This is a genomic window from Wolbachia endosymbiont of Ceratosolen solmsi (assembly GCF_017869155.1).
Taxonomy (GTDB): Bacteria; Pseudomonadota; Alphaproteobacteria; order Rickettsiales; family Anaplasmataceae; genus Wolbachia; species Wolbachia pipientis.
In genome coordinates, this window is sequence record NZ_CP054598.1 from 611,255 (window position 1) to 625,854 (window position 14,600).

The following is a 14,600-nucleotide window of genomic DNA, read 5'->3' on the forward strand; positions in this document are numbered from 1 at the left end:
ACGCTTGTTATTTTAAGTTGCTGAAAGTGGTTGTATCGGTTAGGTTATTAGTAATATATTTTACTAAATTAATACCAATTCATTTGAGGATAAAAAGGAAAACTAAGGTAAATTTATAGCAAAAAAGGTTTGTGCTCATCTTATGACAAAGATGCAATAGAAACTCTCATGGAAAAGAGGCAAAGATTGTGGAAGTATATAGAAAAAGCTTTATGACGCTCAACGAAAAAAGGGAGGCGTTTGGCTTGCTGATGTTGCAGGTGATGATGAATTGAATTAAAAATTTTATATATAATGTAAGTGTAGTAATATTAATAAATATCAAATATTTATACTGCATTATCATCTAGCATACTAACAAATTAGAGGTAATTTATGAACGAAATACAACAAAGAGAGTTAAATGAACAACTTTTTAATGCTGTTGTACAGGGTAATATAGGGCAAATTGAGGAGTTAATAGTAGCTGGAGCAGAGGTTAATGCGGTAGATGAGGGTGAAAAAGCTTTTTCACGTCTTTCTGCTTTAAGTAATACAAGGGAAAGAGGGGTAGTAGAGGCAGCGAATATTCAGCAACTTAGACTCACTCCTTTACATTATGCTGTTTTAAGTGGCAGAGAGATGGTAGAGCTTTTAATCAAAGAAGGGGCGAATGTTGATGCGGTGGATGATAATGGCAATACTCCTTTATTTTCTGCTGCTTTAAGTGGCAAAAGAGAGATGGTAGAGCTTTTAATCGAAAAAAGGGCGAATGTTGATGCGGTGAATAAGGTTAAAAATACTCCTTTACATGCTGCTGCTTTAAGTGGCAAAAGAGAAGTAGTAGAGTTCTTAATCGAAAAAGGGGCGAATATTAATGCGGTGAATGAGAGTAAAAATACTCCTTTACATGCTGCTACTTTAAGTGGCAAAAGAGAAGTGGTAGAGCTTTTAATCGGAGAGGGGGCGCGCATATTGATGCGATAGATGATAATGGCAATACTCCTTTAAGTTGGGCTGCTGAACATAGCCAAAAAGGTGTGATAGAGTCTTTACTTGAAAAAGGAGCGAATATTGATGTGATAGATGGTGATGGCAATACTCCTTTAAATTGCGTTATTATCTCGAATAAAATAGACAATGCTGAGTTAATAGTAAATCACATAGCAAAACTGGAAGCTACTGGCTTATATGTCAGTCCAGAGAATATACAACTTAAAGCTCAGATAATGCCAGAAATAGAAAAAAGAATATTTCTACATAATCATAAACCATTGATTGATGCTTTATCGACGCATTATGGAAGTAATTTTCAAGCAATGACATTTACTGGTATAAAGAACAGGAGTACGAAATAATATACTAATTTACTTTGTAGACTTCGAAGATGTTACAACAAGACATGTTCCTACACTGAAAGTCAAGACATTTGCAGAGATGGTTAAAAATAAAGATATAAATAGTAACCTTGAGTGCCCAAGCACTGAACAAACTCAAGGAGCTAGTCATTCTCTTAATTAAAGAAGGATACATGGAGACCTGCTGCGAAAACAAGAAGAGGTGTTCCTCGCTTGTATGAAGTATTTTTAAACGTGGTTTTTTTAAAGATCATAATTACCACAAAAACTGGGCTTTCCTTTTGCAGCAGGTCTTAAGCCTCCGCAGCGGACCTTCCGATTCCAAAGCAACTTCTTCTCTGTTGCATTTATTGGTTTGTGGAATAGTAGAAATATTGTTTTAATATCTACATAAAGACATACATATAATTAAGAAAAAGACAGAAGAAAAGAATATAAGAAATTAGAACTGACAAGCAAAAACTTGCTTTTTTATTAAATACGTGTACAATTTAGGCATGTGTTTTTAATTTTGAGGTATAGGTATGATAGACTTTATGAAGAATGAATTTGAAATAATATTGCAGGGGATAGAGGAAAATCCAAGTATATACAGCAATAACACAACTACAAGAATAGCAAATGAATTACAAGAATATAATTCAAGAAGGTCAAGCGAAATTAATGAATCTAGTGAATCTATTCACCACAAAATGCAGCTATTGGATGAAAACTATAACAGAGAGACACAGTTATTGAGTGAAAACTATGGCAGAAAGATACAGTCGTTAAACTACCAGTACAATAGTAAATTGTTACAGGAGCTGCATAACAATGCCAATAGTAGTAAATCCAATTATGATTCTAGACATGCTATACCTGATTATGATTGGGAATATGAAAGGTATAATAATAGTTTGAAAGATAGCGAAGCAAAATTTAATATGGAATTCAAGAAATATGAGAATGAGCTCAGAGAGTTAGAGCAGGAGCGTTGTAGTATAAAACATATAATGCATGAATGTAATCAGTGGAAAAAACATGGGTTTGATATAAATTACATTTTCAAAGTACAAGATGATTCTAACCATACAAAAGAATATACATTATTACATTTTGCTGCAAATTTTGGGGATATAAATGTTACAAAATTACTGTTAGAAGGAGGAGCAGGTGTTGATATAAAAGATCAAAACGGAAATACTTCTTTGCACTTATCCGCATCCAATGGCTATATAGACATAGTAGAACTTCTAGTGAAAGAAGGATCAGACCTTAATGTAGTGAATAAAGACGGAAATACTTCCTTGCACTTAGCTGCTGCAAATGGCCATATAGACATAATAGAACTTCTAGTGAAAAAAGGATCAGATCTTAATGTAGTGAATAAAGACGGAAATACTCCTTTACATAGTGCTTTCTATAATAATTGCACAAAGGTAGTTAAGTATTTAATAGGAAAAGAACCAAGTATGAAAGAAGTTGTAGAGCATCTAGTGAGGTGTGTAGTAGAAGATAGAGCACATACGTTACTAAAAGGTCGTACTCCTTTACATTTAGCTGCTATTTATGACTGCACAGAAGTAGCAGAGTCTTTACTGAAAAAGTGGGAAAATCCTTTGTTAAAAGACACTAATGGTAAAACTCCAAGAGAGTTAGCCACAGATGAAAGTTTAATACAGCTTTTCGGGGAAGCAGAAATAAAACAACAAGAATATAATGCAACCAAGTGGGGTCTTGTTAGTGGCGGATCAACAGCAGTATTAGGTATAGCTGCGACAACCATTTTTGCAACAGTATTTACAATTGGATTTCTGCCTATAGTAGGGGCGGTTGCTGCAGCCACAACACTTGCGTTAGCGGTTGGTGGGACTACATATATGATATTAAAGCCCAGTGCTAAAATAGAGAGAATCGAATGTGAAGAAACATACATCTGCAGAACTTAGGCTTGTTGAAGTTTAGCTCCTTGTGTATGGAATATGCAACTACTATCGGCTTGATGTGCATCCCCAAAGTGTAGTGGTATGGGCGGTATCTGACTCATAGACGTCGTTTCAATTATTAAATATACATGAATGAGTTAGAAAAAGTTTGTTCAAGCTATATGAAAAAGTGAAAAATCTAGGGGTAGTGTGCTGCAAAACCTACCCATTCCAAAAAAAAATTGTTCTCACGCTGGCTGGTTTTGGTTGCTGGAAATGGTTGCATCGTTTAAATTTATTAATGTTATACACTACCAAATTATAAGAACCTCCTTCAACTTTACCCAACTCGACACATATACTTTTTGAAACATTGCTGCAAGTAGAAAAAAACAGGTTACCCACCTTAACTTCTTTAAATTTGCTCACAATCTTTACTTGATGCATAAGGTTTTTGTTACACTCCTTTCATCTACCGATTACCTCTACCTACCGCCTTTACCTTTGCTAAGGTCAGAAACACGACTAGCTTCAGGACCTTCTAAACTCGACTGTGGCAGGCCACCAAAATTACTGGAATCACTAACACTAAGCGATATAGGTGCTTCTACTGGTCCACACCCTCCTCCCACTCTGTGATATCCTAATTCTAGATAAGTACGTAGTAATGGATCAATTTGTTCTCTATTTTGAATGTATGCTTGCAATTGCACACTTTGAAATCCCGGATCATTCCTGAATAATTGTGAAATGCCCACTCTTATGTTCTGAAAGTAATTTCTATCTCTGTTTGGGTGGCCTCTTCCAAGAAAATCGCGTATTATATTTATGATATTCTGCACTTGCCCAACAGGATTTTCGTTTAGAACTCGATTAATATCACTAGCATTTTCTAATGCCCATAAACCACAATTCCAACCATCTGTTTGCTGACTAACAGAAACATTATTAATCCTGATATTATTTCCTAAGTTATTTTGAATGATATCAGTAATACCACCTGGAACAGCAGTAGCAGTTGAATCAGCATAGTACCAAACATAGTTCCCATTTTGACGTTCAATCACTAGTGTAACCCAATGAGTATTATTTAAAGTAATGATTAAAGTTAAACGCTGTTGTTTTTCATTTTCCCTAAATTGATTTAATACTCTAACAATGTGCTCGTTACCGTCATTCCTTGCCAAATTAGCTACTTCAAAAGTGTGATTACCTTCAGTACGAAGCTGATATCGCAATCTTCCAGCGTGAGCTATATCAATTTGTTGAAGCCAGTAATCATAATGTCCATTTCTCGTCGCAAATTCTAGCGTAAGTAGATCATTTACTTCTATCCCTTGATTTCTAAGAATATCTCTTATTTGTCTTCTTATCTCTTGTGCTGTAGGAATGGAATTATCACCTCTCCTTATTCTTGACTTTAATGTTTCTATTACCTGTGCTCTAGTACTTTGCAAGTAACTAAATGGAACGTGCAGATTATCATCTATATCAAGCAAAAAAATCGAGTTCTGTCCTGGTTTTCTTTCCGTGTAAAAGCGCCTGAAATTTTCACGAGTCTGATCTGATAATAGACCCTCTGGTGGATTTTCATCAATAACACTTTCAGGTCCCACTAATACTCCTGGTCTTGAGTCACGACCACCACGATCAAGTCTATGTACATACTCTTCTCTTCCTATTCCTTCTGGAATAGATATAAGACCTTCTACTCTCTCTGCACCTGCATTAAATATAAGAGGAAGTAAAACCACCTCATTTCCAGAAGTAATAGGCACATATCCTCTCTGCTTGTTTATAAGTTCTTTTATTTGATCTTTTGCGTTATTCTCCTTTTGTATTATTTCTTCTGCATTACCAGCAAATCTTAATATATATCCAATTGGATGAGTATCTGCTGTAGGTTGCCTTAATAATAAAAGGTCTAATCTCTGTTCTGTAATTCTTGTGAGTATTGCCCTTTCTCCTTCTTCTTCCTGACCACTTTTCAAACTATATGTTTGACCAACTTTATACATAGCAAGCACTTTATAAGGATTATCACTAGCATAAAATGTACCATGTAGTATAGAACGAAACTTATCCTCACTATTAACATTTATTGCGTCCCTAAGTGGCATCAATGCTCCAGAGATCTCTTGAAATAGTTCTCTATGCTGACCTACATTTTTCCAGCCATCATTCATAACCCTTTCTGAAATACCATGTACATTTTCAGCATTAGGTACTTGTACAAGATCACCATCAAGAAAATTATTTGCATTATTATTTTGGTAATCGTGATATAAACCAAGGTCATTTGGTTGATCAATATCTAGCTCAAATTGGTCATTAAGTGTGCATGAAACTTCCCATACATGAACATTATTTCTATTAACATTAAGAGCTTGTAAATCGATAGCTTCTTGCTGTTGCGCATCGTAAGCTCTAATATGAAGTGTAACTATATTATAACCCTGAGCATAAGAGACCATAGTTAAAGTATGTCTTCTTAAATCTCCATCACCGTATCTAAATATATACTTTCTTACACGTACTCGATCTTCTCCTTCTTCCAGCTCTAAATACTCTCTATCAAAAGCACTACTTCCAAAAGCAAAACCAGTTATACAATCAAATATTCTGTTATAATTCTCTGCATTTCTTGGTATTTCACCAGGAAGATGTTGAAGCAAGAAATCTCTAATATTCTCTCCAACCTCTTCATCTTCTATATACTCAAACAATCTTTGTACTAAAGGAAACCTGCCCTGTTGAAGCCCTACTGTATCAACCCTAAAAGGAATTCGATTTAAATTAAAATTTAATCCAACACAGACAGTATTTCTTGATTCAGTATGGATAGGTATAAATGAAGAATTGTGTAACCTTCCAGCATAGCCTATGGCACAGTTTAATGCAACATCTGACGGTGTGTCAAATATAGCAAGATTAATAACAATAGGAATATTTTCTCTTTCTGCTTGATGATGTATAAGAAATGCAACATGTGAGTTTCTAGGAGATAAGTCAAGATCGATGCCTATTGTGTAGCGATGACTAAAATTTGCTAAAAAACCTAATAAAAACCCGTGACTCTCAAATTTTTGATTGCGATTTTCAATATTATTTTCTAGCGCTTGTCTGCAATTATCATAGATGTCAGTTATATATGGCAAAACTTCCCTGTGCATTCTACGTTCTACATTTTGTCTTTGGTTATTTGCTAGTATTTCCATAAAGTTGTCAATCCTTTGTTGACCTTGTGCTACCTGTGCAAAATTGACTGATCTATCAAGTTGTCTGAGCTGATTTTGATTGAGTTGTCTTCCTTTTATTTCCTGAATTGTCAATCTGTGATCTCCTAAGAGTTGTCTAAGAAGACTAATCTCAGATGCTGAATATTTGGCAAATTTATCTCTACCCCTAAAATCCTTTTCACGAATCACCTCGAATACTGTTGCAATTGCCTCTCCCTGACTCTTGCCTTTTCCATGCATGCATACTTTATATTGCTCAAAATCTAGGTCTCCTTCCCTTAAATCTGGATTTTGCTGTATAATCTTTTGTATTAGAGCATTTCTCTCCCTTGTACTAAACCTTAACCCATCACTGTTAGGGCGATCAGAAATGCTGTAACACTTGACAACTCGCTGTCCGTCACGACTACGAGTTAAAACAGCAACCTTTAAGTTTCCTGTATTTCTATTCCTACCACCTGTATCAATACCATGATTATCAAAACGAAAATAGACTCTCTCATTTGCATCCAAGATATCAGCATCATGTGCAGTAGCAAACATGCTAAAAAAGAATACAGGAAGGAAACGACCTGCACTTACATGATACAAGAAAGATGGACATTGATCTAAAAAAGATTCAAATCCTTGTCTGAATCCTTCAAGATCTCCATCCACCAAACTCCTAATAAGTCCATCACCATTACTCATACAAAATACCCCTTATTTACTACGACCAGAAACACCAAGAGTTCATAAGTAGATTACTTATTACCACTAAGCGTAAAGACGCTTTTTTTCTTATAAGAAGAAACACCACTTACACTAGGAGTGCCAAGCTCAGACTGCGGACCATCATCAACTGGCAAAGTTGTTTCCTTACTACCATGAGCTTTAGATCGTGACCGTAAATTATTCCAAGGACCATCACCTACAGGACCAAGAGGTAGAGTTGTTTTCTCTAACTCAGAGAATAACTCTTCTGCAAACAAACCGTAATCTACGTAATCCTTCATTCCTTCCCTACCGCATAATCTAAGGTTTTTTATTATCTTTTCCTTAAAGAACTCAAACTTTTCAGGAAAGCAATCTTTAGCAAATAATATTACATCTAATATTTCTTTTTTCTCTACTTCTTTTTCCTCATCAGACTTATAAATGTCTTCTCGTTTCCAGTTAATTATTAACCCTGCAAGCATGTCCTGTATAGGAACTATACAATTAGAAATATTAACAGAAATCTTTCTGTATTCAATAAAGCAGTCACATTTCCAAATCTTCATAATAAGAGATCTAGCTTGAACATTTGATTCAGGATTTTTCAACATTACATTTGAAAGTGAGTAAAGAAGGAGGTCATACTCATCCTGTGAGAGTATTTCCTTTGAATGATCACCTCGTGCTGAAGCTTCCTCATAACACCAGCACTGTACCAAATCATGAACCGTATCAAAAAAACATGACTCTATTAATTCAGCAAAAATGGAATATATTCCTTTATCTTTCTGCGATAATTTCTGTAAAAGAGTATCTTTATCAGCTATATTCCTTACACAAAAATCTAAAATAGGAGCATCTTTCTCAACAGATTGAGGACGAGAAAGAGCAATAATAGCTTCTGTAAGCTTCTTCTCTTTATCTTCTTCTTTTAAATGATTATAAAAATACTCTACTCCCTCACTCCACCTAAGTTTTACAGCACTGTCAAAGCCTTCTACTGCATCATACTTCTTTAATTCCCCAGATTCTCTATCGATCCAGAAATCAAATACAGGACCTTTCCTTCGAATGCCACCCAAAAGCGAGTTTCGTATGTACTCATCAGTTATAGGATTACCTCTACTATCAAGTTCATCAGAAGAAAATCCATTTTTGTAGGATTCAAATGCTTTTTGAAAGAGTGGATGAATTTTATCTACCACACAGTAACTACAAGCCATCTCATATTTGCGAAGTGGATTATCTATTCCACCTATTTTTTCTTCAGTAAACCTTTGACCTAAAGCAGCATTATCCAACCTTACACCTGACCAGCAACCTTCATCTTGGAATACATTGTGCAAAAACTTCAACTTATCACCCTTAAAGTATTTTATGTGCTCCATAAAGTTATCTTGAAGGACTCCCACCCATCTCTTGATAGCTGACTTCCTCCCGGCAGCAACTGCTGGATCTGGATGTTTAATAGCTTCCTGTAATTTTTTGGACATCGTAGCCCGAAGCTCTTTCTGTGTTGGCATTAACCCCTCCTATTAAGTATTTATATAAAAAAGGCATTGTACATACATTAGAATGGATTGCAACATAAAAATTACTAGAATAGAGGACTTAATAAAAAAAACGTTATGGCTAAAACTTTTCTTCTTGAATGTCCTTAATGTAATCAATAGAAAGGCCGATCATTTTAGCTATAACATCTATAGAGACACCGGCCTTAAGTGAATTCTTTGCAACTTCGATTTTCTCTGCTTTTCTGCCTTCGGCTCTGCCTTTTTCATGTCCGATTTGGATGGCTTCTCTATTTATGAGCTGTATTAGCTGTGGTGTTGTGTAGCAGATTATCCAATCTGGTGCTTCTCTGCCATTTTCCCACTTAGCAAATCTCATCTTTTCCTTGAGATAATATCTCCTATAAGCTTCCACAGCACTGCTGCATTTATACTGATCCGGCAGTGCTTGTATAAAAGCTTGCATATCAGTTGATCGAAAAATGAGTAAATCCTTATTACTATCACACCAATTTATTACTTCCTCTGATTTATGCTTCCTTTTGTATCGCTGTGTATACTCTTTACACAATTCTTTTCCATACTCTATCAACCAACAAAAGTTTCCTTTCGATTGCCTAGCCCACAAAGAACAAGGATGATTGCTGTGAGTGAGTTTATATGGAACTTCTATATCCTGATCTATGACACTAACAAAAGGATTTGGCGCTTTTAATGCTATTGAAAAAACATTACTTAATAACTGAGCAGTTTCTAATGGCATTTTTACTATATGCTTATCACATAACATTTTTGCCGCAATCTCTGGGTTTTCATCTAATACAAAGATGTTCATCTAAACATCCAAAGATAGAATCAGCTTAAGTCTTTAATTTCATTAACTGTAAGACCAGTAGTTTGAGCTATAATATCAATAGAAACACCTGCTTTTAGTAGATTCTTTGCGACCTCAATTTTCTCTGCTTTTCTGCCTTTTTCATGTCCGATAAGGATGCCTTCGTCTCTAGCATCATCAAGTTTTTGAGCTAGGATGCCTTCTTCTTTCCGCAGATCCATTATCCTTTCTTCGTACGCTATCAGATCTTTCTCATTCCAGCGAAACTTGTCTAACTCATCGTATGCTAGCTTTATTATTGGCGATTTTTCTGCAATATCTTTTAGGTCTTCATCTGTAGTATCTTCTGCGTACTTGAAAAAAAGCACCAGCGCTCTATTGTACTTTCTAGCTGCTCTACTTTGTTTTTTGCGAATTTAGGCAACTCAATAAATATAAAATAGAAATCTTTTAGATCATGCTCATTAGTGTCTTCATCTCGAATAGTATGCTTTGATTTGTACTCAGATTTATTAGGAAACAGTACACAATCTGCTATAGCAATGAAGATAATTTCCTTAAGGTTATGATACTGGTCACCTTTATCAGCTTGCCTTGAGTAAGCTTTAGCAGCATATAGCTGAGCACGTTTCTCAAAGCCCCTATCACGAGCGAGTTGCATCTCGATTACATATCTGAACCCACTAGAATCCTTGCAAAGGACTTCAACGATGCTTTGTTTATCAGAGGCGACTTCAGGATCCATGTAGGTGCTAAGAAACTCAACTTCTTGTATAGTATCTATCCCGGTAAATCCTAAGATATCATTGAGGAAGTGAATAAGAATGTTCTTATTTTTTTCGGTACCAAAGACCTTTTTGAAGGTTAAGTCTAATTTTGGATTGAGAAACTTAGAAAGAGCCATAGCGAGAGTACCTAAAAAGCATTAATAATTATACACAATTCTGAAGAAATATTCAACTTCTTTATTTTTAGTTTATTTTTTAAGTTTTGAATGTGTTGATGAAAAAAATGTCTTCCATAAATGATCTGAGAATAGCATTTCATACTCTAGACTCCTTTGTACTCTTTTATCAACCATTCTGTAAAGTATCTTAAAAGGCCAGCAAATGGATGTCATGAATTTAGCAAATGTAATGGCCATCAAAGATACCTTTCAATAGCGTTTATTTTTCTCTCATATTAAATTCCTCCTCGGTTAAAATTTTAATACCCAGCTTTTTAGCCTTTTCGAGCTTTGACCCAGGTTTTTCGCCGACAACCAAGAAGTCCGTTTTAGGCGATACACTTGAATGACCTTACCCAGAAAAAGTGGAGAGAAAGTTTGGAATGTTTTTTACAAAAAGAATGATGCATCAAATTGTTCTGGAATGCAATAGTTAATAGTGACGTTGTTTGTTATAAAAAATTTCTATGTATTCAAATATTGCAGTTCTAGTTTGTTGAGCAGAGTGTTGTGAAGTATCAATAAGTATTTCTCTTTTCAATGAGCTAAAGAAGCTTTCCACAACAGAATTGTTGTAACAACAACCTTTATGACTCATCTATATTCTTTACAGCTAAGAGATATTGATAACCTTGCGAAGTATATTGTGAACCTTTATCACTATGTAATAGTAGATTTTTGGCAGGTTTACGCTTGTTAACGTCCATTAATAAAGAGTCCATAACCAATTTATTGAACTGCTCATTAACTACCATGCGTAAATATAGATCGATTATTGTTGCCAAATATAGCCATCCTTCTTTGGTTTTTATATAAGTAATCCCATACTTTATTTGGTTGATCGACAATAAAGTTTTGGTCTAATATATTGGGAGCTACTGTCCGTTTGTTGTTTCTTAATTTTAAATTTTCTTCTCAATATAGCCTGAATACCATTTTTCTGCATAATACTTTGCACTGTTTTTAAGTTGCAACTTTTACCCAAAGCCTTTAATTCAGAATGAATTTTAGGAGCTCCATATCTACATTTAGAAGCTTGATATATTTTTTGAATATCTGCTAATGACTCTTTATTTGCTGATTCTCTACTGCTTATTTTCCTTGTAGTCCACTTATAGTAGCCACTAGCAGAAAACCCTACATAATTCCTGCACTTTATAGTGTTTACTATGCTCTTTTATGAAAAAATATTTTACTCTTTTTGACTGGCCAGGGCTTTTTTTAAAATGTCTCTTTCTCTTGTTACTTTTGCTAACTCTTTCTGTAAATCAAATCTCTCTTTGTCATAAGGTGCTACATCTGGAAATGCATTTGCCGCTGACTTTTTTTCGTTATATTTCTTCATCCATTTTCCTAATACACTATCCCTTATTCCTAGATCTCTTGCTACTTTTGCAACTGGTTGACCTACCTTTCTTTGTTCATTTGTCAGCTTAACAGCTTCCAATTTGAATTCTGCCTTATATTCTCTTGCCATTTCTAATCCTCCAAAATTTTATTTTACCCGAAAAAACTCCTTTCTTTCTCTCCACTTTTTCTGGGTAAGGTCAAAGGCGGGCCCAGTAATGCTAGAAGTCAAACCAAAAAAAAGCAACAGCCGGCGAACTCACTCTATTTATAGTACAGATGAAGAGAATTGGATTTATATACCAGTGCCGAAAATAGTTGACAAAGATTGTGTATACTTATTACAATTGTTTGGGTACCAGAAGTTTTTACGGCAACAAAGTATGCACTAACTATAAGTAAGGAAGACTTTAAGCAGGCAATAAAAAAAATGAAGGAACGTTTAAAAGAGATTAAAGGAGAGAAGAAAAAGGTAAAAGGGAATACGGCAGAAAATGAATCTTATTACAAATAGCATAAAGGGCTTTTATTCTAGTGTTAAATCGGACCTAGATTGGCAAGCCAAACGTAGTCTTATTAGGACATTAGTAAAAGAAGTCAACATTGATCTTGATAAAGTAGATGTAGTATTTAAGATCAAAGAACTTGAAAACCCCGCCCAGAATGGACAAAATCAAAAGATGGTACATTGTCTAAGGGGTCTGGGCACTGGGATGACATCTTTTTTCTTGGTACAAATTACTCTTATGTCTCAATATTTGTACAGTTGTGTTATCGGCTGTTTGATGTTTACAACGCAGGAAGTTCATACGGTTGTAAGTCAAGCGGTAGGATGACAAGATTTTGCAAGGGTATTTTTTTTATAGGAGATTAACATGGAAATTTTTCTTGATAGCGTTGATTTAAATGAAATTAAAGGACTAAAGGAGTTCATTGACGGCATAACAACTAATCCTTCTTTAATAGCAAAGTCCGGGCGTAAAGATAAATACGAGGATTTAGTGCGTGAAATATGCTCTATTATAAAAGGGCCTGTTAGTGTTGAAGTTGTTGCAGATAGCCATGAAGAGATGATCACAGAAGGTCTGAATTTAGCAAAAATTGCTGATAATGTTGTGATCAAATTACCTCTTACACATGAAGGATTAATTTCTTGTAAAAAGTTATGGACAGAGCATAAAATACCTGTTAACATCACATTATGTTTTTCTCCTGGACAAGCACTGCTTGCCGCTAAGGTCGGTGCTTGTTTTATTTCCCCCTTTGTTGGTCGCCTTGATGATATAAGCTATGATGGCTTATCGCTAATAGAAGATATATGTACTATATATTCTAATTACGGTTTTGATACTAAAGTTCTTGTTGCATCAGTGAGAAGCCCAGCGCATGTAATAGAAGCTGCAAGGTTTGGTGCTGATTCAATTACTGTGCCAGCAAAAGTACTTAGACAATTAATTAATCACCCACTTACTGACCAAGGGCTAGCAATATTTGAAAAAGACTGGGGTGTAAAATAATAAACGGTTACAAATGAACATAAAAATTGGCGTATCCGTTCAGGCAATGGCGTCAACTTAAGAGCCTTCATTAGCAAACTCTCCTAAAGACATGATGGCGTTTGCTACCTTATTGCGGCTGCCCTGGTCGAATCTTAACTTTATAGCTAACCCAAGAAAGGTTTCCCTACATCATACCGCCGAGGCGCTAACGAGTAGCGGAATGACGAATTTGTTGTTTTTCAAATTGTAGGTAAACCTAAAGCTATAGAAAAAAAGAAGAACCAGTTTCTTAGTTTTTCATTGACATAATCCACTCCATATGCCATAATAAAATTTTATATCTTGGAGAAGGAAATGACATTAAGGTTAATACTACAAGAAGTCAACAGTAGTCCAGATCTGAGTAAGGAAAATTTAATTGATAGAATTAAAGATAAGCTGCAGCAGGAAAATCAACTTATATATGATGAGTGGAAAAAAACGAATTTGATATAAATTACACGTTTATAGTGCTCAAGTGCAATTTATTACTTATAGCAGCTGAAAATGGCTATGAAAAAGTAGTAAGATACTTAACAAAAAACGGAGCTAATGTTAATGTACAAGATGAATGGGAAAAAACCTCCTTACATTATTCTGCTCAGCATGGGCATGCACAAGTAGTAGAAGTTTTGCTAGAAGAAGGAGCAGACGTTAATCCACAAAATGAAGATAAAGGGACTCCTTTGCATTATGCTGCTTATAGTGGTCATATAGAAGTAGTAAAACATCTTATAAAAAAAGAGGCAGATGTTAATGTAGTGGACAGATATGGAAGAAGTCCTTTACATTATGCTGCTGAGAATGGATACACACAAGTAGTAGAAGTTTTGCTAGAAGAGGGAGCAGACGTTAATGCACAAGATAAAGACGGAAGAACTCCTTTATATTATGCTGTTTATTACACTCATGGTGAACATCCAAGACTAAATTATCAACATCCAAAAGTAGCGAAACTTCTGCTAAATTATGGTGCAGATCCATCATTTATTCATAGACCTAAAGCTATAACAGCAGGAATTACTGTAGGTATATTAGCTGCCATTGTTGCTCCATTAGCACTCATTTATGCTACTGCATTACCTGCACTAGCAATAGTTGTAATTACTGTGGCATCTGCACTGATCGTTGGTGGAATTTCCTATGGGGTTGCATATAAGTCATCAGAGCATTCATTAAACAGTAAGCTAAGTGAGGTTAGCTGCAGTAATGTTGATGGAAATAAACAAACTGTACAACCATAATTA

At 35.1% G+C, this 14,600-nt stretch carries 11 protein-coding genes and 3 pseudogenes; 8 read left to right on the forward strand and 6 right to left on the reverse strand.

Annotation, left to right across the window (positions count from 1 at the left end; translation table 11 throughout):
• Positions 1–375: 375 nt before the first annotated feature.
• From HUB95_RS02995 to HUB95_RS03005, 3 genes are all read left to right on the forward strand, one after another.
• Positions 376–966 carry an ankyrin repeat domain-containing protein gene (locus HUB95_RS02995; RefSeq protein ID WP_209452275.1) on the forward strand — a complete coding sequence of 197 codons (591 nt, stop codon included), beginning with the start codon at positions 376–378 and terminating at the stop codon, positions 964–966.
• Positions 963–1,337, forward strand: coding sequence for an ankyrin repeat domain-containing protein (locus HUB95_RS03000; protein ID WP_256433087.1), 375 nt, complete (start codon positions 963–965; stop codon positions 1,335–1,337). The genes HUB95_RS02995 and HUB95_RS03000 overlap by 4 nt, the downstream gene beginning before the upstream one ends.
• 524 nt (positions 1,338–1,861) lie before the next feature.
• A complete protein-coding gene (locus tag HUB95_RS03005) occupies positions 1,862–3,265 on the forward strand; it encodes an ankyrin repeat domain-containing protein (RefSeq protein WP_209452276.1) in 1,404 nt (467 codons plus the stop codon).
• Between the two features lie 461 nt (positions 3,266–3,726).
• Here HUB95_RS03005 and HUB95_RS03010 read toward each other — a convergent pair whose 3' ends face one another.
• From HUB95_RS03010 to HUB95_RS06600, 6 genes and pseudogenes are all read right to left on the reverse strand, one after another.
• A complete protein-coding gene (locus tag HUB95_RS03010) occupies positions 3,727–7,170 on the reverse strand; it encodes a cytoplasmic incompatibility factor CifB (RefSeq protein ID WP_275945956.1) in 3,444 nt (1,147 codons plus the stop codon).
• Positions 7,171–7,223: 53 nt separating this feature from the next.
• Complete coding sequence (locus tag HUB95_RS03015) at positions 7,224–8,699, reverse strand: cytoplasmic incompatibility factor CifA (protein ID WP_209452277.1); 1,476 nt, start codon at positions 8,697–8,699, stop codon at positions 7,224–7,226.
• 109 nt (positions 8,700–8,808) lie between these two features.
• Positions 8,809–9,522: a pyrimidine dimer DNA glycosylase/endonuclease V gene (locus HUB95_RS03020; protein WP_015588934.1), complete on the reverse strand. Its 714-nt coding sequence runs from the start codon at positions 9,520–9,522 to the stop codon at positions 8,809–8,811.
• Between the two features lie 20 nt (positions 9,523–9,542).
• Positions 9,543–10,426: pseudogene (locus tag HUB95_RS03025) on the reverse strand (Rpn family recombination-promoting nuclease/putative transposase).
• A gap of 262 nt (positions 10,427–10,688) precedes the next feature.
• Positions 10,689–10,802 (reverse strand): annotated as a pseudogene (locus HUB95_RS03030) (BRCT domain-containing protein); the annotation flags it as partial.
• Positions 10,803–10,858: 56 nt separating this feature from the next.
• A pseudogene (locus HUB95_RS06600) lies at positions 10,859–11,945 on the reverse strand (IS3 family transposase).
• A gap of 198 nt (positions 11,946–12,143) precedes the next feature.
• On the opposite strand from HUB95_RS06600, the gene HUB95_RS03055 reads away from it, so the two are divergent.
• The 5 genes from HUB95_RS03055 to HUB95_RS03070 all read left to right on the forward strand — a co-directional run bounded on the left by HUB95_RS03055 (position 12,144) and on the right by HUB95_RS03070 (position 14,597).
• Complete coding sequence (locus HUB95_RS03055; protein WP_006280029.1) at positions 12,144–12,329, forward strand: hypothetical protein; 186 nt, start codon at positions 12,144–12,146, stop codon at positions 12,327–12,329.
• Positions 12,310–12,651, forward strand: a complete 342-nt coding sequence (locus HUB95_RS03060; protein WP_041573517.1) for a hypothetical protein — start codon at positions 12,310–12,312, stop codon at positions 12,649–12,651. The genes HUB95_RS03055 and HUB95_RS03060 overlap by 20 nt, the downstream gene beginning before the upstream one ends.
• 39 nt (positions 12,652–12,690) lie before the next feature.
• On the forward strand, positions 12,691–13,332 hold the full coding sequence (fsa, locus tag HUB95_RS03065) for a fructose-6-phosphate aldolase (RefSeq protein WP_015589064.1): 642 nt from the start codon (positions 12,691–12,693) through the stop codon (positions 13,330–13,332).
• A gap of 336 nt (positions 13,333–13,668) precedes the next feature.
• The gene (locus HUB95_RS06140) at positions 13,669–13,809 is read left to right on the forward strand and encodes a hypothetical protein (RefSeq protein WP_242049534.1); all 141 of its coding nucleotides are present in this window, start codon (positions 13,669–13,671) and stop codon (positions 13,807–13,809) included.
• Positions 13,785–14,597, forward strand: coding sequence for an ankyrin repeat domain-containing protein (locus HUB95_RS03070; RefSeq protein ID WP_244662720.1), 813 nt, complete (start codon positions 13,785–13,787; stop codon positions 14,595–14,597). The genes HUB95_RS06140 and HUB95_RS03070 overlap by 25 nt, the downstream gene beginning before the upstream one ends.
• Positions 14,598–14,600: the final 3 nt, after the last annotated feature.